This is a genomic window from Micromonospora sp. NPDC001898 (genome assembly GCF_042891255.1).
In the GTDB taxonomy this organism is placed as follows: domain Bacteria; phylum Actinomycetota; class Actinomycetes; order Mycobacteriales; family Micromonosporaceae; genus Micromonospora.
The window spans coordinates 1-21821 of sequence record NZ_JBIATC010000014.1; the positions used below are offsets into that span (position 1 = coordinate 1).

At 68.5% G+C, this 21821-nt stretch carries 16 protein-coding genes and 1 pseudogene; 7 read left to right on the top strand and 10 right to left on the bottom strand.

Annotated elements, in window-relative coordinates; genetic code table 11:
- Positions 1 to 322 precede the first annotated feature (322 nt).
- The 5 genes from ACFYZF_RS23940 to ACFYZF_RS23960 form a co-directional block, all read right to left on the bottom strand.
- Entirely contained in the window at positions 323 to 778 is a 456-nt protein-coding gene (locus ACFYZF_RS23940; protein WP_387024264.1) for a SitI3 family protein, read from the bottom strand.
- Positions 779 to 796: 18 nt separating this feature from the next.
- Positions 797 to 1153, bottom strand: a complete 357-nt coding sequence (locus ACFYZF_RS23945; RefSeq protein ID WP_387024427.1) for a hypothetical protein — start codon at positions 1151 to 1153, stop codon at positions 797 to 799.
- 230 nt (positions 1154 to 1383) lie between these two features.
- A complete protein-coding gene (locus ACFYZF_RS23950) occupies positions 1384 to 1911 on the bottom strand; it encodes a DUF6244 family protein (RefSeq protein ID WP_387024266.1) in 528 nt (175 codons plus the stop codon).
- A 761-nt stretch (positions 1912 to 2672) separates the two neighbouring features.
- The gene (locus ACFYZF_RS23955) at positions 2673 to 3011 is read right to left on the bottom strand and encodes a holin (protein WP_387024267.1); all 339 of its coding nucleotides are present in this window, start codon (positions 3009 to 3011) and stop codon (positions 2673 to 2675) included.
- Complete coding sequence (locus ACFYZF_RS23960; protein ID WP_387024269.1) at positions 2930 to 3217, bottom strand: hypothetical protein; 288 nt, start codon at positions 3215 to 3217, stop codon at positions 2930 to 2932. The genes ACFYZF_RS23955 and ACFYZF_RS23960 overlap by 82 nt, the downstream gene beginning before the upstream one ends.
- Before the next feature lie 1336 nt (positions 3218 to 4553).
- Between ACFYZF_RS23960 and ACFYZF_RS23965 the strand changes: the two genes are divergently transcribed.
- Complete coding sequence (locus tag ACFYZF_RS23965) at positions 4554 to 6020, top strand: endo-1,4-beta-xylanase (RefSeq protein WP_387024271.1); 1467 nt, start codon at positions 4554 to 4556, stop codon at positions 6018 to 6020.
- Positions 6021 to 6265: 245 nt separating this feature from the next.
- Positions 6266 to 7648 (top strand): RICIN domain-containing protein, encoded by a 1383-nt coding sequence (locus ACFYZF_RS23970; protein WP_387024273.1) that lies wholly within the window; start codon positions 6266 to 6268, stop codon positions 7646 to 7648.
- A gap of 127 nt (positions 7649 to 7775) precedes the next feature.
- Here the strand turns inward: ACFYZF_RS23970 and ACFYZF_RS23975 are convergent, their stop codons facing one another.
- A complete protein-coding gene (locus ACFYZF_RS23975; protein WP_387024429.1) occupies positions 7776 to 7898 on the bottom strand; it encodes a hypothetical protein in 123 nt (40 codons plus the stop codon).
- A 526-nt stretch (positions 7899 to 8424) separates the two neighbouring features.
- A complete protein-coding gene (locus ACFYZF_RS23980) occupies positions 8425 to 9852 on the bottom strand; it encodes a non-reducing end alpha-L-arabinofuranosidase family hydrolase (RefSeq protein WP_387024431.1) in 1428 nt (475 codons plus the stop codon).
- Here ACFYZF_RS23980 and ACFYZF_RS23985 point away from each other — a divergent pair.
- The 5 genes from ACFYZF_RS23985 (at position 9791) to mmsB (ending at position 16508) form a co-directional block, all read left to right on the top strand.
- Entirely contained in the window at positions 9791 to 10027 is a 237-nt protein-coding gene (locus ACFYZF_RS23985) for a hypothetical protein (protein ID WP_387024447.1), read from the top strand. The two genes, ACFYZF_RS23980 and ACFYZF_RS23985, sit on opposite strands and share 62 nt — an antisense overlap.
- Positions 10028 to 10653: 626 nt before the next feature.
- Positions 10654 to 12165, top strand: a complete 1512-nt coding sequence (locus ACFYZF_RS23990; protein ID WP_387024433.1) for a glycoside hydrolase family 27 protein — start codon at positions 10654 to 10656, stop codon at positions 12163 to 12165.
- Between the two features lie 328 nt (positions 12166 to 12493).
- The gene (gene chvE / locus ACFYZF_RS23995; RefSeq protein WP_387024275.1) at positions 12494 to 13636 is read left to right on the top strand and encodes a multiple monosaccharide ABC transporter substrate-binding protein; all 1143 of its coding nucleotides are present in this window, start codon (positions 12494 to 12496) and stop codon (positions 13634 to 13636) included.
- 86 nt (positions 13637 to 13722) lie between these two features.
- Entirely contained in the window at positions 13723 to 15261 is a 1539-nt protein-coding gene (gene mmsA / locus ACFYZF_RS24000; RefSeq protein WP_387024435.1) for a multiple monosaccharide ABC transporter ATP-binding protein, read from the top strand.
- The gene (mmsB, locus tag ACFYZF_RS24005; protein WP_387024276.1) at positions 15258 to 16508 is read left to right on the top strand and encodes a multiple monosaccharide ABC transporter permease; all 1251 of its coding nucleotides are present in this window, start codon (positions 15258 to 15260) and stop codon (positions 16506 to 16508) included. The genes mmsA and mmsB overlap by 4 nt, the downstream gene beginning before the upstream one ends.
- Before the next feature lie 305 nt (positions 16509 to 16813).
- On the opposite strand, the gene ACFYZF_RS24010 is transcribed toward mmsB, so the two are convergent.
- The 3 genes and pseudogenes from ACFYZF_RS24010 to ACFYZF_RS24020 all read right to left on the bottom strand — a co-directional run.
- Entirely contained in the window at positions 16814 to 19141 is a 2328-nt protein-coding gene (locus tag ACFYZF_RS24010; protein ID WP_387024278.1) for a beta-L-arabinofuranosidase domain-containing protein, read from the bottom strand.
- 123 nt (positions 19142 to 19264) lie between these two features.
- The gene (locus ACFYZF_RS24015; protein ID WP_387024437.1) at positions 19265 to 20989 is read right to left on the bottom strand and encodes a family 43 glycosylhydrolase; all 1725 of its coding nucleotides are present in this window, start codon (positions 20987 to 20989) and stop codon (positions 19265 to 19267) included.
- Positions 20990 to 21567: 578 nt separating this feature from the next.
- Positions 21568 to 21705, bottom strand: a pseudogene (locus ACFYZF_RS24020) (DUF72 domain-containing protein); the annotation flags it as partial.
- Positions 21706 to 21821: the final 116 nt, after the last annotated feature.

Sequence of the window (21821 nt, forward strand, 5' to 3'; positions counted from 1 at the left end):
TTGGTCGACTGCTGTCTTACCGGGAGCCTCGTCCTATGTCGACACGGGCTCCCCGCACCCACCGTGACCAGCACCATCACGATGGAAAAGCCTCAATGCACCTCCGGTGAGGATCATTTCCACCCGGTCGACCTTCCCCATCCAGGCCCGGCCCAGACGTCACCAGCAGCAAGCGCGTCGCTCCGGACTATCGATCATCGGCGCGCCGGCATCTCGTCACCCCCACGGCCGACATCGACGGCCCTGGTGCCCTGGGTTGGTACGTGCTTCGATCCCGAACGTTGGTCCGGTGCCGCGTAGGTGGTGCGGGCGGGAGGTGGATTCAGCCGGTGATGAGGTGGGTGAGGTGGTAGTGGTTCCACCAGTCGGTGTGGTGGTGGAGGTGGATGACGCCGTTGGTTCGGGTCAGCAGGAGGTGGTTGCCGTCCTGGATGAGGGCGGCGTCCTCGTCCCGGCCGGCTAGGACCTTGGCGACGGTGGTGATCATGTTGGGGATGGCTTTGTCGGCCAGGTCGTCGGTGTGGGGTGAGAAGGTGATGTTGACGTACGTTTCGGGTTCCCATTCCCAGCGGGTGCCGTCGTCAATTTCGGCTTCGTAGTAGCCGTGGGTGCCGGATCGGACGGTGATGGCGTAGCCGCGCTGGTCGTAGAGGCGGGCGGTGAACAGCCCCGGGTTCGCTGTCGGTCGCGGCGTCTCGTCGGGGTGCGCTGCGGTGAGGGCGGCGATCTCCTCGACGGGTGGATTGCCGACGATGATCAGCCGGAACTCGACGCCCATGTCCGCCCCCGCCTCTGTTCAGTGTCGCCGGATGATCTGTTGGATCGTACCGTCGGGTTTCACCACGGCCAGTTCCTTCAGTCCGTCGATGGGCCAGCCGTCGAACTGGCGGCGTAGCGCGGTCAGGTCACCTTCCCAGTCCTGGAGGTTGACCACCACCCGCTGGGTCTGTTTGTCGTCGATCTTCTCCCGGACCTGGCTCCAGACGTTGCGCACGGAGGTGCGGGCGCCGGGGGAGTAGCAGTCGAAGACGTGACTTTCAACGAGGTAGTCGGGATCCTTGTCCGGGTTGCCGTGGTCGCCGGTGCGTTCGCGGGCGTCGCTGGTCTGCGCCGGGGTGGGGTTCTGGTGCACCTGGTAGCCCTTGGCGGCCATGCTGTCGGCGCATTCGTTCTCCAGCTCCAGGGCTCGTCGGGTGCTGGCATCCACCTTGGGTCCGATTCTGGTACGTGGGCCGGTCGGTGTGCCGCCGGGGACGCCGGTGGGTTGCCGGCTCCACGGCGGGAACACCTCGGCCGAGCCCCGAGCGTGGCTGGGTTCGGCGGGGGAGGGGTCGGTGCTGGTGGTCGGGGTGGGGCTGGCCGGTGGGTGCCGGTCAGCCCCGGTCAGTTTCCCGGGGACCCGAGCTGCCGGGCCTGGCCGGTCGCCGCGTCGACGGCCTGCCCGGCGGTGCCAGCGCGTTGCACGAGCAGCACGAGGACCTGTTTGACGCCGTCGAGGGCCTGCAGGAGCGGGCCCGGTTGCCCGCCATGCAGAACCACGTTGACCAGGTGCCGGGCGTCGTCGAGGTGGCTGATCGTCGCGGTGGCGCACTCGCGGGCAGCGGCGATGCCCTGCTGCACCGGTACCAGCGCGGCGATGGTCTCCTGCGCGGCGGCCTGCCGGGGAACCCCTGCGGCGGCCGTGGTCGCCTCCCCGACCGCAGCGGCGACGCTGCCCAACCCGCCCTGGACGGTGGAGACCATCGCCCGTACCCGGGCGATCCCTGCGGCGACCCCGGCGAACCCCGCGGCGGCAGCCCGTAGGGCGATCTCCTGAGCCTGCCGGTCGATCGCCGCCGTGAGACCCTGGGCCCGCTCAACCCCCGCCGTCAGGGCGCGCAGCTCCCCGATGATCTGTTCCATGCTCGACACGCGTCAGCCACCCCGACCCAGAACGGACTCCGGAGCCTGCAACCTACCGGGACAACCCGATCCAGGGGCACCCCAAGCCGCGCGAGCACCACCGAAGGTGCCGTCAGGCTGCCGCAGCGGCGGCTCGGTGGGCGGATGGGCTCGGAATGGGGAGCCGCTGGTGGACGAACACCGATCTGGGCTCGTGGAACCCGGTCACCAGACACACCGACGCCCTTGTCGTCGGCTCGTGTACGAATCCCCCCTCGGACACCAAGAACTGATCTATAAAACAGCAAGTCAGACCCCCTCCGGTGGAGGGGGCCTGACTCGTCATGGGGGCGCCGTAGGGGAACTCAGCCTGCAGGGAAATCCTGGACCCGGCGGGCGATGCCGTCGACGTACCCCTCGGCGTATCCCTGGGCTCGGGCCGCCTCCGTTCGATCGGCTTGGCCGAGGACGCCGAGCGGCAGCCCCAGAGTGCCTGCGTCGACTGGGCCGCGGCCCGGACCGGCGGTCCGCGAGACGTAGGGCTGCCCGACCGCCCCTACGGCCGCCCGCCGGCACCCTCCGCTGTGCGGCGAACTCGCGCAGGTCGCCCACCTGGCTGGCCAATTCGGCCACCTGCGCGCGGGCTCGCCTGCGCGTACCCACCATGCGGCGGATGACCCAGCCGCAGCCGCCGATGACGATGCCTTCCCCGATGATCGTGTAGCCGCCACCCTCAGGCCCCCGCCCAGCCCGAAGGCTGGGCGGGGGCGTTCGCGTGTGGTGCGGTGTGGCTACAGCTCGCCGGGGACCAGGCACGGGGAGCCCGGCTCCCCTCCGGCCACCGACACGATCGACGTGAGCACCGACAACACCGCCGCGCCGGTCGCCACGCCGCCGGCCACACCCACGGGAGGTGTGGCGGCATCGGTCGGCAGGCCACGGCACGCAGCCTGGGCCCCGACACGCAGCAGCGCCCCCGCCCAGCCGTGCGGCCAAAGCAGGGGCGCTGTCGTAGCTAGACGCCGTGAGGCAGCAGGGGCGCCTGTGATCAGCGGGTGCAGTTGATCTGCGCCAGCACCGAGTAGAGGCCCGGCCACGGCTGAGTCGTGAAGCTTCCGCCGTGGCTGCACTGCGTGTCCGGGTCGAAGCCGTCCGCGCTGGCGAGCGAGCGCGCGTTGTTGGTGGCGAAGGACAGCGCCGTGAAGTAGTTGTTGTTCATGCCTCTGCCGTAAAAGGCCTTGGTCTCGGCGGCGGATGCCGGTCCGGCGAGCAGGACGGCCGCGGACACCGTCCCGGCCAGCACTGTGGCTGCGACGATCCGACGAAGTGCGGGCATTCGGGCTCCACTCTGTTCGATCCGAAGCCCGAGCTTGACAGATAAATTGACACACATCAACCACAGTGCGAAGCGGCCCCGCCACCCGGAAGGGGTGACGGGGCCGCTTCGCTTCACCACACATGCGCGGGGGACGCGAGTCGTGCAGACCTTCGACGGTGATCACGTCGGGATCACCCCCGCCTGCGCGGGGAACAGACCTTCGTTCAGGTCCGCACGGGGTCGCCCTCCGGATCACCCCCGCATAGACGAGGAACAGGCCCTGATCCTAACGACCCGTGGTGGTTGCGAATCCTTGAGTATGATGATCGTTGTTTGCGTCATGGTGGGTGCTGCGATTCACCGGGCTGCAGCCCGCCCAGTTCCGCAGGCTGGCCCGGCTCCCAGTGGATCAGAGCGGACATGCCCGCGGCCCTGATCATCGCCGTGCTGTACGCGCTGGCCCTGCGCGAGCGACCAGCCGTCCGCAAGCCCTGAACCGGACCAGTCCTGAAGCGGACTCGCGCATCGCAACCGGCGACTCACGCGACCGACACCTCAGAATGTGCGCTCGACGCACCTCGGGCCGGTCCGGACTGGCCAGGCATCGAAGTAGCGGCCCGGCCGCGTTCCATTCGCCCGTCCACTGCTGCGGGCCTTGGGCTGGACGCCCGGCCTCACGCTGCACGTCGGCGTCGTGACCGGCGCGATCGTGATCACCCGGCCGCTGATGGCGCGGACCTCGTGGGCACCCGCGAGGAACTGCCCCTCGACACCGACAGGGCGAGCAGGCTCACGGCGAGGGCATCGGGTGTGGCAGGGGGGCGGTGGCGCGCGGGCCCTGGTCGCGCCGGTGTCTTTCTCGGCTGGACGATGTGAGCGATAACAAGATGATCGTCCCATGCGCCCGTGACACCGAGCCGGCGCCCTCGGCAGCCCGTTCCATGGCGACGGCGAGGGACGCGGACAAGATTCGTTCGGATGGAACGGTGTTCCGGAGGGCGCGGGCATGGATGCCCCGTCACGTCTTGACGAACGGAATGTTATCGCTCACTCTCGATGTCGAGGATGACGGCATCTGTGGCTCACCGGGCGAGCCTCGCTGGCCGAACCTCGCGTCCAGGGCAGCCCCCAGGGCATACGGACGTCGCTTCAGGACCATCAGCAGCTGTCTGCGACAGCCGGTCGGACTGCCCGAGCCAGCGCGGACCGGCCGACGATGACCGGCGGTGCGCACCTGGAGGCGCCGCCACTCACCCATCTGACCGTCAGCGAACCGGTCTGCCGTCCCGGACCGGCTCCCCTGAGCGAAAGGGCACCACACCACCACCGGTGCAAGACAACGAGAAGGAACGACATGAGAACCAAGAGAACTCTGCTGTCGGCGGCGACTATCGCCGTCGCACTGACCGCGGGTATGACGGTGGCGCTGGCCTCGACGGCCAGTGCCGGCACGACCCTGAAAGCGTCCGCCGCAGAGAAGGGCCGCTACTTTGGCGTGGCCGTCGCGACGGGCAAGCTCTCCGACAGTCAGTACGTTGGCATCCTCAACCGCGAATTCAACAGCGTTGTCGCCGAGAACGAAATGAAGTGGGACGCCACCGAGCCGCAACAGGGTCGGTTCAGCTACACGGGCGGCGATCGTCTCGTCAGTCACGCTCAGGCCAACGGCATGAGCATGCGCGGTCACGCCCTGCTGTGGCACGCGCAGCAACCGGGTTGGGCGCAGGGTCTGTCCGGCACCACCTTGCGCAACGCCGCGATCAACCATGTCACCCAGGTGGCCACCCATTTCCGAGGGAAGATCCATTCCTGGGACGTGGTCAACGAGGCATTCGCCGACGGGGGCAGCGGCGGCCGGCGTGACTCGAACCTGCAGCGTACGGGCAATGACTGGATCGAGGCGGCATTCCGCGCAGCCAGGGCGGCCGATCCCGGCGCGAAGTTGTGCTACAACGACTACAACACCGACGGCGTCAATGCGAAATCGACCGGTATCTACAACATGGTTCGGGACTTCAAGGCCCGTGGCGTACCGATCGACTGTGTCGGTTTCCAGTCCCACCTGGGCACCTCGGTCCCGGGGGACTACCAGGCCAATCTGCAGCGCTTCGCCGACCTCGGCGTCGACGTGCAGATCACCGAACTCGACGTCATGACGGGCTCCAACCAGGCCAACATCTACGCCACGGTCACCCGCGCCTGCCTGGCTGTCTCGCGCTGCAACGGCATCACGGTCTGGGGTGTGCGGGACAGCGACTCCTGGCGCGGCACCGACGACGCCCTGTTGTTCGATCGGTCAGGCAACAAGAAGGCGGCGTACACCTCCGTTCTCAACGCCCTCAACGCCGGCGCCAACCCGCCCTCCACGCCTCCGCCGGGCTCCCCGGTGGATACCAGTGCCTGGTACCTGCTGGTGAATCGGAACAGTGGAAAGGCGTTGGACGTGTACAACCTCGCGACCAACGACGGTGCCCGGATCACCCAGTGGTCCCGGAACAACGGTAACCAGCAGCAGTGGCAGTTCGTGGACTCGGGTGGTGGCTACTACCGGTTGAAGTCCAGGCTCTCCGGCAAGGTGCTGGACGTTTACAACTTCTCCACCTCCGACGCCGCGGCGATCGTGCAGTGGAGCGATGGCAACGGCACGAACCAGCAGTTCCGCCTCGCCGAATCAGCCGGGGGTTACGTACGTGTGATCAACCGCAACAGCGGCAAGGCCGTGGAGGTGCAGGGTGCGTCCACCGCTGACGGGGCGAACATCGTCCAGTACGCCGACTGGGGTGGCAACAACCAGCAGTGGCAACTGATCCGCATCGGTTAGGCCGACCGTTCCGTCGGCACAGACTTGCGGGTCGCGTGGCTGCCGGGAGCCAGGCCATGCACCGCCGCGGTCGGCGCGGTCCTGCTTCTCGGCCGGTCCGGGCTGCGGCCGGGACGTGGGCCGGTGGCCGCATCTCCACCCGCACAACACCTCGATGTGCCGACGCCACCAGCAGAGGCCGGCACACACGCCAGGGCACGCGCGTGCGTTCTGCTCGTGGGTGACCCCGATCGAAGGAGTGGACCATGAAGGCCATCGGTGAGGCTCATCTCGCCTCTCCACGCAGGCGTCGCTGGCGGTCAGGGCTGGCCGCGGCGGCGGCCGCGGTCATGGCGGCCGGCACGTTCGTCGCGGTGAACGCGGCGCCCGCAGCGGCTGCGACCGTGGACACCAACGCCTGGTACGTCCTGGTGAACCGGAACAGCGGCAAGGCGTTGGACGTGTACAACCTCGCGACCAATGACGGGGCCCGGATCACCCAGTGGTCCCGGAACAACGGTAACCAGCAGCAGTGGCAGTTCGTGGACTCGGGTGGCGGCTACTACCGGCTGAAGTCCCGGCACTCGGGCAAGGTTCTCGACGTGCACAACTGGTCGACCGCCGACGGCGGTGCGATCGTGCAGTGGTCCGACCTCAACGGGACGAACCAGCAGTTCCGGCTGGCCGACTCGGACGGCGGCCACGTCCGGTTGATCAGCCGGCACAGCGGCAAGGCCGTGGAGGTGCAGGGCGCCTCGACGGCCGACGGCGGGAACATCGTGCAGTACTCCGACTGGAACGGTGCCAACCAGCAGTGGCAGCTTGTCCGCGCGGACAGCGGCAACCCGCCGTCAGGTGGCGCCGGGTGCGGCAGGGTGCCGACGCTGTCCAGCGGCACGCACACGATTCAGAGCAACGGCAAGAGCCGCTCCTTCATCCTGCGGGTGCCCGCCAACTACAACAACAACAACCCCTACCGGCTGATCTTCGCGTTCCACTGGCGGGGCGGCACCATGCAGGAGATCTCCTCGGGCGGCACCAGCGGGGCCGCCTGGTCCTACTACGGGCAGCAGGAGCAGTCGAACAACAGCGCGATCCTGGTCGCACCGCAGGGGCTCGGCAACGGCTGGGGCAATGCCGGCGGTGAGGACGTCACCCTCGTCGACGACATGATCAGGCGGATCGAGAGCGACCTCTGTGTCAACCCGAGGCAGCGGTTCGCCCTCGGCTTCAGCTGGGGCGGCGGCATGAGCTACGCCCTCGCCTGCGCGCGGGCCGACGTCTTCCGGGCCGTCGCGGTGATCTCCGGGGGGCAGATCAGCGGGTGCAGCGGCGGCACGCAGCCCATCGCGTACTTCGGGCTGCACGGCATCTCCGACAACGTCCTCAACATCGCCCAGGGGCGGTCACTGCGCGACACGTTCGTCCGGAACAACGGTTGCGCAGCCCAGAGCCCGCGCGAGCCGGGGGCGGGCAGCCGTACGCACATCACGACCACCTACTCGGGATGCCGGGCCGGCTACCCGGTCCAGTGGGCTGCGTTCGACAACGGTCACATACCCGGGCCGGTGGACGGAACCTACGCCGAGAGCGGCATCACGACCTGGACCAAGGGTGAGATCTGGAGGTTCTTCGCGCAGTTCTCGTGATGCTGGTCGGTGCCATGGCGATCTCAGGCGGCGGCGCCTGCTCCCGCATTCCGGGGGCGGGCGCCGTTCCCGCCCGGATCGACGTGGCGAAGATCCTGAGTGCGGACCATCGAGCCCACCACCGGGGTCAGCGTTGCAGGCGGACCGGCTTGCCCGAACCGCGGCGCCGGACCAGCCCGGCCTCGGTGATATGGGTGAACATCGCCTCCGCCGCACCGTCCGGGTCGTGGGCGGCGATGCGCTCGTAGATACGCCTGTGGCCGAGGTCGGACGTCGACGTTCGGTGCGGCCTATGTAGCGCGCGGTGTTGATGACCTGGCTCTCCAGCGCCCGTACGACACCGCGGGCGATGCGGTTACCGGACGACTGCATGACCGTGTCATGGAAGGCCCGGTCGTGCTCGTGGTCGTCGATGAGTTCGTCCATCCGGCCCACCGGAGCGCGCAGCCGCCTGCGACAACACGATGTGGTCCACCGAGCAGCCTTCGGTCGCGGCGTCGGCCGGCAACGCCACGGCGACCGCGGCCGGTGGCAGCAGGACGGTGCCAGCCGATGCCAAGGCGGCATTAATCGCTCTGTGTTTCCTCACAAGACTTCTCCTATGGGAGGTGGAGGTCGATGACGTGGTCTTTCATTCGGGGGAATCGGCCCAGCATGATCACCGCCGACAGCGCGGGCAGCAGAACGGTCGTGGCTCCCCGCATGGACCGGGGCGGGCTCGGCATTGCACCGAGCCCGCCCCTCAGGAACACTCGGGCCGGACCTGTGTCACACCCTCAGCGTTGCAGGGTCAGTAGACCCGGCCGGTAGGGCAGGAGGCCGTAGTCGCCGCCGGAGTTGGGGGAACGCCCCTGGTAGAGCAGCTGCAGGTTGCAGGGGTCGACGGTCATGGTCTGATCGGCGTTGCTGCGGATCAGTTCGCCGTGGCTGATGTCGTTGGTCCAGGTGGCGCCACTGTTGGCCTTGCCGGCGAAGGGGTTGCTCTCGGTGGCGGCCTGCGGGGTCCACGTACCGCCCAGGCTGGTGGCCGTGAACGAGCGGAAGTAGCGACCCTGCGAGCCGATCGCCTCGACGATCATGAGGTACCGGTTCTGGCCCTGGAGCTTGTATACCTGAACCGCCTCGAACAGGTTGTTCGTCGTGTCACTCATGATGGTCGTGTAGGTCGAGCCGAAATTGCCCGGGAAGTTCCCGATGGGCATGCTGGCCCGGTAGATTTTGCCGTTGTCTCCGGCGAAGAACAGGTACATGTTCGTGTCGTCACCGATGATTGCCTGATCGATCGGCCCGGTGCCGGAGCCGGAGATGCTGCCGGTGAAGAGCGTCTGCTGCGACGACCACGAGTTCACATTGGTGGGGTCGGTCGACGTCCGGTAGGAGAAGGCGGTCCCACCCCACTGGTAGGCGAGGACCCAGATGTTCCTCGGAGCGAAGTAGAACAGGCTGGGCGCGACAGCGGCGAAAGGCATCGTGTTCTGGCTGGCCGAGCCCATCTCAGACCAGTTCGAGAAGAGGCCGAAGTTCATCGAACCCCACGACGTCCCCGTGTCGTGCGTCGTCGCGTAGACGAGCTGCCTGCCGTTGTAGGGGGCGTGGGTGAAGTCCTTGAGCGAGACCCATCCCGACTTCGGATTCGCCAGCTGGCCCGTCGAGTTCCAGCGGTACGTCGACGGCAGAGCGCAGGTGCCGGGCGGCGGAGTGGTCGGGTTGCCCCCGCCGTCGACGCGGACGAGTTGCCACTGCTGGTTGGCGCCGTTCCAGTCGTCGTACTGCACGATGTTGCCGCCGTCGGCGGTTGACGCGCCCTGCACCTCCACCACCTTGTTGCTGTTTCGGTTGATCAACCGGACGTGGCCGCCGTCGGAGTCGGCCAGCCGGAACTGCTGGTTGGTGCCGTTGCCGTCGGTCCACTGCACGACGCTGGCACCGTTGGCGGTCGAGAAGTTGTAGACGTCCAGCACCTTGCCGGACAGCCGCGACTTCAACCGGTAGTAGCCGCCGCCGGAGTCCACGAACTGCCACTGCTGCTGGTTGCCGTTGTTCCGGGCCCACTGGGTGATCCGTGCACCGTCATTCGTGGCCAGGTTGTACACGTCCAGGGCCTTGCCGCTGTTGCGGTTGACCAATACGTACCAAGTGTTCGTGTCCACTGTCGCCGCAGCGGCGGGTGTCGACGCCACCGCCGCCGCGGCAACGCCGGCCATCACCGCCGCCACGCCGACGGCGGCGAACCGTAGCAACCACCCTCGCCGCCGCGACGGCAGCGCGATCGATGGAGATCTACTTAAAGCAGACATGATCCTCCTTTTGATAACCAAGAGCCAAACGGTCTACCCGAAAATGGGCGCACCGCGGCGCGTGGCGGGGCGCAGGCGTTGAGAGGACGTCTGCATGCCCCGGCGCACGGCGGATTCGAGGTTGACGACGCAGGCTCGCCCGGTAAGCCGCAGGTGTCGTCGTCTCTGGCCATCGACTGTGAGCGATAACATGCCGTTCGTCAAGTCGTGATGTTCCGCCAACCCGCCGGCGGCGTGTCCCACCCTCTGGGCGACCCACGGTGGCGGTCCGAGCAGCGTGACTTCCTGTGCGCGGGCCGGGGGAACTCCGACAACGGCGCGGCGCCATGCCGCCGCCCCGCCCTCCGCCGAGAGGTGCGATCGAGAGGGCTGAGGCCGTCGGGAGGCAGCTCGCCACTTCCGCGCGAGGGCAGGTCGACGGTAGTCGCGAAATCGAGTCAGTTGAATGTGACGAAGCGGTTCCGTAACATGGAAACGGTTCATGTGAACGTTCACATGGTCAGCGTGGCGAACTGGGTGTCCCGCTCCACTTCGCCCTGCGCCGCGCCCGGACGGCATCACTGACGGGAGACTCTGGTGAAGCGATTCGTGCGAGCCCGCCGTTGGGGGCGGGCCCTGGCGGCCGGGTTGCTCCTGGCCGGTGTCCTGACCGGCGTGCACGCCCCGGCGGCGCAGGCCCTGGAGAACGGGGTGGCCCGCACGCCCCCGATGGGGTGGAACTCCTGGAACTCCTTCGGCTGCAACATCAGCGAGACGCTGATCCGGCAGATGGCCGACTCGATCGTCAGCAGCGGGATGCGCGACCTGGGCTACCGGTACGTCGTCGTCGACGACTGCTGGTTCAACCCCAACCGCGACTCCGCCGGCAACCTGCAGGGCGACCCGACGCGCTTCCCCAGTGGGATGAGGGCCCTCGGCGACTACCTGCACGGCCAGGGGCTGAAGTTCGGCATCTACCAGGTGCCGTTGGACAAGACCTGCGCCCAGTACTTCGGCTCGTACCCGGGCGCTACCGGCAGCCTGGGCCACGAGGCGCAGGACGCTCGACAGTTCGCCGCCTGGGGGGTCGACTTCCTCAAGTACGACTGGTGCTCGCCGACCGGGTCGATCGACGAGCAGGTCGCCACGTTCGCCAAGATGCGGGACGCGCTGGCGGCGACCGGGCGGCCGATCGTGTACAGCATCAACCCGAACAGCATCCACGCCAAGACCGGCCCCCAGCGCAACTGGGGCGACGTGGCCAACATGTGGCGCACCACCGAGGACATCACCAACGCCTGGAACACCGGCCAGACCAACGGCTACCCGATGGGCGTCCAGAACATCATCGACGTGACCGTCCCGCTCGCGCCGTACGCGAAGCCGGGGGCCTTCACAGACCCGGACATGATGGAGGTCGGCCGGGGTGGCATGACGGACACGGAGATGCGCAGCCACTTCGCGATGTGGGCGGTGATGGCCTCTCCGCTGATCGCCGGCAACGACATCCGCAACATGACGTCGGCCACCCAGACCATCCTCAAGAACGCCAACCTGATCGCCATCAACCAGGACCCGCTGGCGCTGCAGGCCACCCAGGTCTCGTTCGACAGCACCCGGCGGGTGCTCGCCAAGCGGCTGGCCAACGGTGACGTCGCCGTCGCCCTGTTCAACCAGGGCGGTTCGACGACGACGATCTCGACCACCGCCGCCGCCATCGGCAAGTCCGGGTCCTCCTTCACGCTGCTGGACGCCTGGACCAACGCCGCCACCACCACCAGCGGGACCATCAGCGCCAGCGTGCCGTCGCACGGCACGGTGGTGATCCGCGTCAGCGGCGGGACGACGACCCCACCGCCGTCCACGTCGAGCGCGTTGGCGAGCGTCTCCTCGGGGCGCTGCCTGGACGTCCCGCAGAGCAACACCGCCAACGGCACCCAGCCGGTGATCTGGGACTGCAACGGGGCCGCCAACCAGCGCTGGACAGTGAACGGGCAGACCCTGCAGTCCCTCAACAAGTGCCTGGACGCCCCGCTCAACGCCACCGCCGGCGCCAAGGTCCAGATCTGGGACTGCAACGGCGGGGCCAACCAGCGGTGGACGCTCAACGCCAACGGCACCATCAGTAACGGGCAGTCCGGCCTGTGTCTCGACGTGTACGAGAACGGGACCGCCAACGGCAGTGCAGTGATCCTCTGGTCCTGCACCGCGGCGGCGAACCAGCGTTGGACCCAGCGCTAGCCGGGTGCCGCAGCCGCCGACGTAAACCGCGAACGGGGCGCGGTCCCGGCCGGCCTCCCCCGCCAGCCACCGTCGCCGCCCGGCTGCGGCGGCGGGTGGCCGGCCGGTGCCGGATCGGGCCAATGGTGGGGCGGGTGGCCCAGGTCGTCCTTGCTGGACGGCGGCCGGCGGGCTGAAACCGGGCGGAAATTCGCAAGATCCCCGTTACGGGACCGTGACATCCGGATTTCCGGAGGGGTGTTGACGAGGAGCTATGTGAACGCTAACACTCACCCCAAGGTGACAGGTGGTCCCGGCGTTCGACGGGAGTTCCAGAGAGGAGAAACCTGTGCGCAGGAAATTCCTGGTCGCTCTCGGTTCCGCGGCAATGGCGCTCAGCCTGGCCGCGTGCAGTGGCGAAGGCGCCGGCAGCGGCGGTGACACCAGCGGGGAGAAACCCGCCAACCTGACCATCGGCGTCGCGATGCCGACCCAGACCTCCGAGCGGTGGATCGCCGACGGCAAGGCGGTGAAGGAAAAGCTGGAGGCCAAGGGCTACAAGGTCGACCTGCAGTACGCCGGCGACGACATCCCGACCCAGTCCCAGCAGGTCGACCAGATGATCACCCAGGGCGCCGACGTGCTGATCATCGCGGCGATCGACGGCACCGCCCTCAGCGGCCAGTTGCAGGCCGCCGCCGACGCGAAGATCCCGGTCATCGCGTACGACCGGCTGATCCGGGGCAGCAAGAACGTCGACTTCTACGTCAGCTTCGACAACTACAAGGTCGGCGTCGCCCAGGCGACCGCGCTGCTGGTCGGCCTCGGCCTGCAGAACAAGGACGGCTCCAGGGGCAGTGCCACCGGCCCGTTCAACGTCGAGTTGTTCGCCGGCTCGCTCGACGACAACAACACCCAGTACTTCTTCGGCGGGGCGATGGACACCCTCAAGCCGTTCCTCGACAACGGCTCGCTGCGGGTGAAGTCCGGCCAGACCCGCATCGAGCAGGCGGCCACCCTGCGCTGGCAGCAGGAGACCGCGCAGAAGCGGATGGAGGACCTGCTCACCTCCAGCTACGCCGACGGCACGCAGGTCCACGGCGTGCTGGCGCCGTACGACGGGATCTCCCGGGGCATCATCACCGCATTGCAGAACGTCGGCTACGGCCAGGGTAAGAAGAAGCTGCCGGTGGTGACCGGCCAGGACGCCGAGGTCGCCTCGATCAAGCTGATCAACGACGGGGTGCAGAGCTCGACGGTGTTCAAGGACCTCCGGCTGCTCGCCGAGCAGGCCGTCCTCGCAGCAGAGGCGTACCTGAAGGACCAGCAGCCGCAGGCCAACGACACCAAGACCTACGACAACGGGGTCAAGGTCGTCCCGGCGCACCTGTTGCCGATCCAGACCGTCTACAAGGACAACATCAAGACGGTGCTGATCGACTCCGGCTACTACACGGCCGAGGAGGTCGCCGCCGGCCAGACCAAGAAGTGAGCCGGCCTTCGGGCGCGGCGACGGCCGTCGCCGCGCCCGAAGGCACCGCGAGCCCGCCTCCGGCCTTGACGATCAGGACGCTGACCATGGACGACACCATCCTCGAGATGCGACGCATCACGAAGACCTTCCCCGGGGTCACCGCACTGCAGGACGTCTCCCTCGCGGTGCGCCGAGGGGAGATCCACGCCATCTGCGGCGAGAACGGCGCCGGCAAGTCCACCCTGATGAAGGTGCTCTCCGGCGTACACCCGACCGGCTCCTACGACGGCGAGATCGTCTTCGACGGTCGGCCGGTGCACTTCCGGGGCATCCGCGACAGCGAGTCCCACGGCATCGTCATCATCCACCAGGAACTCGCCCTGGTGCCGCACCTGTCGATCGCCGAGAACATCTTCCTCGGCAACGAGCGCCGTGGGCTGGGCGGCCTCATCGACTGGAACCGGGCCAACGCTGACGCCGCCGACCTGCTGGCCTCGGTCGGCCTGCACGAGAACCCGGTCACCCCGGTCCTCCAGCTCGGCGTCGGCAAGCAACAGCTGGTCGAGATCGCCAAGGCGTTGTCCAAGAAGGTGCGCCTGCTCATCCTGGACGAGCCGACCGCAGCCCTCAACGACGTCGACTCGGCACACCTGCTCGACCTGCTGCGACGGCTGCGGGAGCGGGGCATCACCTGCATTCTGATCTCGCACAAGCTCAACGAGGTCACTGCGATCGCCGACTCGACCACCATCATCCGGGACGGGCGCACGGTGGAGACGCTCGCCATGGCGTCGGGGGCCGTCGTCCAGGAGCGGATCATCCGGGGGATGGTCGGCCGGGATCTGGACAGCTTCTACCCCGATCGGGTCTCGTCGCCGGGGGAGGAGGTGCTGCGGGTCGAAAACTGGAGCGTGCGGCACCCCACCCAGGACCGGCTGGTCGTCGACGGGGTCAGCCTGGACGTACGCGCCGGCGAGGTGGTCGGCATCGCCGGACTGATGGGCGCCGGGCGGACCGAGCTGGCGATGAGCGTCTTCGGCCGGTCGTACGGCCGGGACGTGCGCGGCCGGCTGTTCGTGCGTGGCCGGGAGGTGCGGGCGCACACCGTCGCGCAGGCCATCGGCCACGGCATCGCCTACGTCACCGAGGATCGCAAGCGCTTCGGCCTCAACCTGATCGACGACGTCCGGCGCAACGTCTCCGCCGCCGCACTGGGCCGGCTCGCCCGCCTCGGCTGGGTCAACGGCAACGAGGAGATCGAGGTCGCCGAGCGGAGCCGACGCGAGATGAACATCAAGACGACCAGCGTGATGGCGGTGGTCGGCAAGCTCTCCGGCGGCAACCAGCAGAAGGTCGTGCTGTCGAAGTGGTTGTTCACCAGCCCGGACGTGCTGATCCTCGACGAACCGACCCGGGGGATCGACGTCGGGGCGAAGTTCGAGATCTACACGATCGTCAACCGGCTCGTCGCCGCCGGCAAGGCGGTCATTCTGATCTCCTCGGAGCTGCCCGAGCTGTTGGGCATGTGCGACCGCATCTACACCCTCGCCGCCGGCCGGATCACCGGCCAGGTGCCGGTGGTCGAGGCGACCCAGGAGTACCTCATGGACCTGATGACGAAGGACAAGGAGCGCGTGGGATGACCAGCGTCAAGACCTCGTCGGCCCCCGCCCCGCAGCCCACCGGGAAGGCCCCGGGCGTCGCCCTGCACACCGGCACCAGCGACCTTCGGGCGCTGGTGCTGAACAACCTGCGGCAGAGCGGCATCTACGTCGCCCTGGTCGTCATCGTCGCGCTCTTCGCCGTGCTGACCGACGGGGTGTCGCTGAGCCCCGGCAACATCACGAACATCGTGCTGCAGTACTCCTACATCCTGGTGCTGGCGATCGGCATGGTGATCGTGATCATCGGCGGGCACATCGACCTGTCGGTGGGCTCGGTGGTCGCGCTCACCGGGGCGGTCTCCGCCGTGCTGGTCATCCGGGAGGGTTACCCCTGGTGGGTCGGCATCCTGGCCGCGCTGGCGGTCGGGGTGGTGGTCGGCGCCTGGCACGGCTTCTGGGTCGCGTACGCCGGGATCCCCGCCTTCATCGTGACGCTGGCGGGCATGCTGCTGTTCCGCGGCCTCACCCTGCGGGTGCTGGACAACATCTCGCTGTCGCCGTTCCCGGCCGACTACCAGCAGGTCGCCGCCGGCTTCCTCAACGGACTGCTCGGCGGTCAGGGCTTCGACGCGTTCACCCTGCTCATCGGGGCCGTCGCGGTGGCCGGGTACGTGGTCAGCGGCTTCCGGACCCGGGTGGCCCGGGTCCGGTACCAGCAGCCGGTGGAGTCGTTCCCACTGTTCGTCGCCCGGGTGGCGGTGGTCGGGGCGGTCATCATGTACTTCGCCTGGCAGTTGGCTCACGCCCGGGGACTGCCCATCGTGCTGATCGTGCTGGCCGTTCTCGTCCTGGTCTACGGGCTGCTCACCCGGCGTACCGTCTTCGGCCGGCAGGTCTACGCCATCGGCGGCAACCTGTCGGCGGCGACGCTGTCCGGGGTGAAGGTGCGGACGGTCAACTTCTGGATGTTCGTCAACATGGGCTTCCTGGCGGCAGTCGCCGGGGTCATCTACTCCTCGCGGTCCAACGGCGCCCAGCCCGCTGCGGGCAACATGTTCGAGCTGGACGCGATCGCCGCCGCCTTCATCGGTGGCGCGGCCGTCACCGGTGGTGTGGGCACCGTGGTCGGTGCCGTGGTCGGCGGCCTGATCATGGCGGTGATGAGCAACGGTATGCAGCTCATGGGCGTCGACCAGTCGGTCCAGTCGGTGGTCAAGGGGCTGGTGTTGCTGGTCGCCGTGGCCTTCGACGTCTACAACAAGCGTCGCGCCGGCACGGCCCGCTGAGAGCGGCGCGGCGGCCACCCCACGCGCTCCGATCCGGGGTCAGACACCCTCGCGGCGGCCCCGCGACACGTGGGACATGCCGACCGTGTCGCGGGGCCGCCGCGCTTCTGCCAAGGGCTCCGCGTCGCGGATGTCTCGTCTCGACAAATCAAGTCATCGCTCAGTGCCCATGACCAGCGGAGTGAGGTCGACGATGGTTCGTCGTATGCGTCCGATCTCCTGGCGCGTTGCCATTCGTGCGACCGAGAGCCCTCGCCGTCCCGCCCGGCGCCTCGGGCCGGCGCCCGGTTTCGACCGATCGCCGCCTACTGGTTGGCGACGAGCCGCCAGCGGTTGTCCGCGCTGCCGTTGTCGGAGTCCTGCACGGCCTGCGCGCCCCAGGCGGTCGAGCCGTTGAGGATACCGAGCAGCTTCCCGCTGTTGACGTTGCGGATCTTGTAGGTGCCGTCGCCCTGGCCCAGGAGGGTCCACCGGTGGTCGGCGGTGCCGTTGTCGGACCACTGCAACACGACGGCGTTGTCGGCGGTGGACATGTTCTGCACGCCGAGGACCTTGCCGCTGTTGACATTGCGGAACCGGACCGCGTCGCCATCGGTCACGATGACCCAGTTGTGGTCGGCCGTCCCGCTGTCGCCCCACTGCACGGCGAGCCCGCCGTCGGCGGTGGACATGTCCTTGATGCCGAGGACCAGGCCGGTGCCGACGTTGACGAGGCGGTGGCTGCTGGCACTGGAACCGCCGCTGGTGTTCCAGTAGACCGTGTAGTTGAAGCCCTGGGCGTCGTGGAACGGCCCGAGGTTGACCGTGGACCCGTTCGCGGTGGCGGTGAACGCCAGCGAGTTGGTGCTGGTCCGGGTGATCGACGAGACGTTGAGCGTCGGCAGGGCGCTGAGCGCGGTGTTGCCGTAGTTGCCGCACAGCACCGCCGGGCCGTACGTGACCGCGCCGACGTTGGCGTTGTCGTTGGCCGCCTGCAAGACCACCCGCATCGGCAGCCGTACGGTGATGGTGTCGCCTGCCGCCCAGGTGCGGGTGACCGTGGCGTAGCTGCCGGGCGTGGTGACCACGCTCTGCGTCGCCCCGTTGACGGCGATCGTCGCGTTGGTGGTCCACGCCGGGATCCGCACCCGGATGCTCCACGAGCCGCTCATCGTGCCGGACAGGGTGAGCGTGCTGGTGTCGCTGACCGGGTAGGTGGTGTTCTGGGTGACGGTGATCCCGCGTTGCGACCAGGTCAGCACCGACGGCACGAACAGGTTCACGGTCAGCGTCGTGCCGTTGTGGAAGTAGATGGAGTCCATCAGCTTCGTGTTCGTCTCGATGCCGGTGCCCTGGCAGCACCAGAACGAGTCGTAGTCGGTGCTCCAGGTGCCGCCACCCCAGGCCGGGCCGACCCCCCGGCGTGCGCCCGGCTTGAGTGGGGTGAAGTAGGTGATGTGACCGTGGCTGTCCGCCGGGTTCTGCGCGCCGATGAGGTGGTTGAGCAGAGCACGCTCGTAGTAGTCGAAGTACGCGGCCCGGTTCGGGTCGAGCAGCCACAGCTCCCGGGTCAGCTTGAGCATGTTGTAGGTGTTGCAGTGCTCGCAGGTGTCGTTGTTGAGGTAGCCGGCGATCGCGTTGGGTGGCCGGAAGTGCTCGGACTGGCTGTTGCCGCCGATGGCGTAGGTGTGCGCCCCGACGATCATGTTCCACGAGTTGCTGGCGATGTCGCGGTAGCGGGTGGTGCCGGTCTGCTTGTACTCCTTCGCCGCGCCGACCAACTTGGGCAGCATGGTGTTGGCGTGCTTGCCGTTGAGGGTGTCGGAGTTCACGGCGAGCGGGTCGTAGACGGCGGCGTGGTCGAACCGCTGAGCGACGGTGAGCCAGCGCCCGTCACCGGTGTACTGGTAGAGCTGGGTCAGCACCTCGTTCATGCCGCCGAACTCGGTGTTCAGGACCGTCTGCATCTGGTTGTAGTTCAGCCGGCCGGTGCGCCACTCGACCCAGCCGGCGAACCGCAGCAGGACGTCGCGGGCCTGGGTGTTGCCGATGTACCGCCAGACGTCGAGCAGTCCGGCCAGGGTCTTGTGGATGCAGTAGTACGACACGGCGACGGGCGTGCCCGCTTCGACCGCGCTGATGTCGGACTCGGGGAAGCCGGACAGGTAGCCGGTGTTGAACCCGGCGGCACTGTTGTTCGCCTGACACTTGGCCAGCTCAGCGACCATGTAGTTGGCCTTGTCCCGGCACGTGGTGTCGCCCAGCACCGCGTAGGCGTGCGCCCAGGCGGTGAGGAAGTGCCCCTGCATGTGGGTGCGGAAGGGGAAGTTCGGGGCATCCCAGCCGCCGTTCGTCGCGGCCCCGTTGGTGGAGAGCCGGTGGTTGGCCCGGAAGTTGTAGAGCATCCGGTCCACGTCGATGAAGCGCAGGTAGTTCAGCGTGCGGTTCTGGTTGTCCTGGAAGCGGCCGGCGGTCAGCCGTACCTGACCGAGGTCGAACGGGTACGCCGAGACGCCGATGTCCGCCCGCGCCGGGGGGACCACCGCCGCGGCGGCCGGCAGTTGACCGAGGATGGTGCCGCCGGCGGCGGAGACGAGGGCGGTGGCACCGGCGGCCTGCAGCAGCTGGCGTCGGCTGAGGGACGGGGATGACATGGATCCTCCATGGGACTGCGGCTCGGACCAGGGCCCGGCCGGGGGGACTCGTTATGGGCGGTGGACGGTGGTGGGGTGATGGTCCGCCCCGCCCCGGTGGGGCGGGGCGGACCATCACGATCGTCAGGCGGGTGTGCAGGTCAGGTTGGTCGGCGGTTGGTTGCTGCCGGTGGTGGCGCTGATGTAGCCGACGGTGGTGGTTGCGCCTGCGGCGAGCTGGCCGTTGTAGCTGGCGTTGGTGACGGTCACCTGGTTGCCCTGCTGGCTGTGGGCGCCGTTCCAGGTCTGCGACACCGTCTGTCCGCTGGGGAAGGTGAAGCTCACCCGCCAGCCGGTGACCGGGACGGACCCGTTGGTGATGGTCAGCCGGCCCTCGAAGCCGCCCTGCCAGGTGTTGACCACCTCGTTGGTGACCCCACAGGACAGCCCTCCGGGGCCCGTCGGGGTCGGCGTCGGGGTCACGGTCGGGGTGGAGGTCGGCGTGGGCGTCGGGGTGGGCGTTGCCGTCGGTGTCGACCCGGACGCTTTCTGGAACTGCCACCAGTTGACGTTGAACAGGTAGCCGCTGCCACCGGTGAACCGCAGGTACAGGTCGTGGGTGCCGGTCGCGCCGGAGACTCCGCAGGAAACGGTCTGCCAGGTCTGCCAGCCGCTGGTGCCGGGCACGGCACAGGCGCCCACCCGGGTGCCGGTGGGGCTGTCCAGGCGGACCTCGATGGTGCCGCCGCTGGCCGCCGAGGCCACCCGGGCGCTGAAGGACGACGCGCCGGTGCCGAAGGCCACGCCCTTGACCTTGATGTAGTCGCCGTTCTCGATCCAGCCGACGTTCATCCCGCCCTCGCTGGCCGGCTCCGTCTCGATGCCGGAGCCCCAGGCGATGGTCTCGGCCTCCTGACGCACGTACGGGTTGAGCGTGCCGATCTGCGGAGCGCCCGTGGTGGTCATGTTCATCGTCGGGATGGTGCCGTTGCTGTTGTAGGCGAACTTCTCCACGGCTACCGACCGGGTGAAACCACTGCCGCCGGGCAGTGCGCCGTTGTGGTAGAAGAAGTACGAGCCGCCGTTGAAGTCGACGACCCCGGCATGGTTGGTGAAGCTGCCGCCCTGCCTCGGCATGATCGTGCCTCGGTAGGTCCACGGCCCGGTGGGGCCGGGGGCCGTGGAGTAGGCGATGAACTCCGAGCAGCACTCCGCCGCGAAGACGTTGTAGTAGAGGCCGTTGCGCTTGTAGACCCAGGAACCCTCCTCGTACAGCGTCGGCCGGCTGGCGTTGCCGGTCCGGGTGCCGAATCCGGCGGTGGTGAGGGGAATCTTGGTGGCGCTGCCGGAGTACGAGATCATGTCGGCGTTCAGCTTCACGTACCACAGGTTCGGGTTGCCCCAGTACATGTACGCCTGCCCGTCGTCGTCGATGAAGACGGTCGGGTCGATCTCGCCGTTGGCCACCAGGGGACGGCCGATGGCGTCGTGGAACGGTCCGGTGGGGCTGTCGCCCACCGCCACCCCGATGGCCATCGAGTTGGTCGACGTGGCGGTCACCGGCACGTACCAGTAGAACTTGCCGTTGCGGGCGATGACCTGGCCAGCCCACGCGTTCGCCTTCGCCCAGCTGAAGGTGCCGACGTTGAGCGGCGAGCCGTGGTCGGTCCAGTTGACCATGTCGGCGGACGACCAGACCCGCCAATCCTTCATCGTGAAGTTCGTGGAGCCGTCCTCGTCGTGGCCGGTGTAGAGGTACACCCGGCCGCCGTGCACCAGCGGGGCCGGGTCGGCGGTGTAGATGTGCTGGACGATCGGGTTGTCGGCCTTGGCGGCGGTGGCCGGGAGCAACGTGGAGACCAGGAGCAGGCTGACGAACCAGGCGACAGAGCGCCGCAGTCTGATCAGCGGTGGCGGTGGGGGTTTCACCAGTGCCTCCCAGGGGGGTGGATGGGAACATCTGTTCAGCACGACCGGGTGGAGACGACGGCCGTCCGCTGCCCGGCCGGCACTTTGGTCGGCGTGTGGTCGGGGCGGGGTCGCCACGCGGAGGTGGGCGGCGCGCGCCGTGGCTCCCGGGTGGGTCGGGCGGCCAGCCCGACCCGCCATGCGCGCAGCGCCCGCCGGAGACGCCCGGAGACGCCCGGAGGCGGATCGGCCGGCGTTGGCCGTGTATCGCTCCACCAGGCCGGGTGCGGGTCGGGTGGAGCGTGGAGGCGTGCCCTTCGCCTCCGTGGCCGACGGTATCTGTTAGCGCTAACATGCGCAATGCATAGACGTACGTGACTCGGCGTGGTGCCGGACCGGGGTCTGATCGCGCGGCCACCGTCGGCCGGCCGTCAGCGCCGCCGTCCGTCGTGGCGGGCGGAGCTTCCTGGCCCTGGCATCCCGCTCCGCGTCGCTGGTCGACGGGCTCTGGAAGAACACGGTGGTGTCGAGTGGGATCCTTGTCTCCCCGGCCGGGTCGCGTAGAGGGTGGTGTTTCCCTCGACCGCGTCGCGTCGGCTCGCGCAGTGCCGCAGGCGCTCGTGCGGCGCGAGCGGGTGCGCCAGGAGCCGCCTCTGCCGCGACCGGTGCTTCCACATCGCGCAGCTGACCTGAAGACGCACCATCCCGGCCCCCTCCCGCCACCCCGGGCATTCCGGCAGCCGCAGCCCCCCGTGCCGCGACGCCGACCCCCCGCAACCGCCTCGTTATGCAG

What these genes read in the sequence shown, in the direction of transcription:
- ACFYZF_RS23940 (WP_387024264.1), bottom strand. Translation starts at nt 778, where the DNA reads ATGGGCGTCGAGTTCCGGCTGATCATCGTCGGCAATCCACCCGTCGAG.
- ACFYZF_RS23945 (WP_387024427.1), bottom strand. Translation starts at nt 1,153, where the DNA reads ATGGCCGCCAAGGGCTACCAGGTGCACCAGAACCCCACCCCGGCGCAG.
- ACFYZF_RS23960 (WP_387024269.1), bottom strand. Translation starts at nt 3,217, where the DNA reads ATGCCCGCACTTCGTCGGATCGTCGCAGCCACAGTGCTGGCCGGGACG.
- ACFYZF_RS23965 (WP_387024271.1), top strand. Translation starts at nt 4,554, where the DNA reads ATGAGAACCAAGAGAACTCTGCTGTCGGCGGCGACTATCGCCGTCGCA.
- ACFYZF_RS23970 (WP_387024273.1), top strand. Translation starts at nt 6,266, where the DNA reads ATGAAGGCCATCGGTGAGGCTCATCTCGCCTCTCCACGCAGGCGTCGC.
- ACFYZF_RS23980 (WP_387024431.1), bottom strand. Translation starts at nt 9,852, where the DNA reads ATGGCCGGCGTTGCCGCGGCGGCGGTGGCGTCGACACCCGCCGCTGCG.
- ACFYZF_RS23990 (WP_387024433.1), top strand. Translation starts at nt 10,654, where the DNA reads ATGGGGTGGAACTCCTGGAACTCCTTCGGCTGCAACATCAGCGAGACG.
- mmsA (WP_387024435.1), top strand. Translation starts at nt 13,723, where the DNA reads ATGGACGACACCATCCTCGAGATGCGACGCATCACGAAGACCTTCCCC.
- mmsB (WP_387024276.1), top strand. Translation starts at nt 15,258, where the DNA reads ATGACCAGCGTCAAGACCTCGTCGGCCCCCGCCCCGCAGCCCACCGGG.
- ACFYZF_RS24010 (WP_387024278.1), bottom strand. Translation starts at nt 19,141, where the DNA reads ATGTCATCCCCGTCCCTCAGCCGACGCCAGCTGCTGCAGGCCGCCGGT.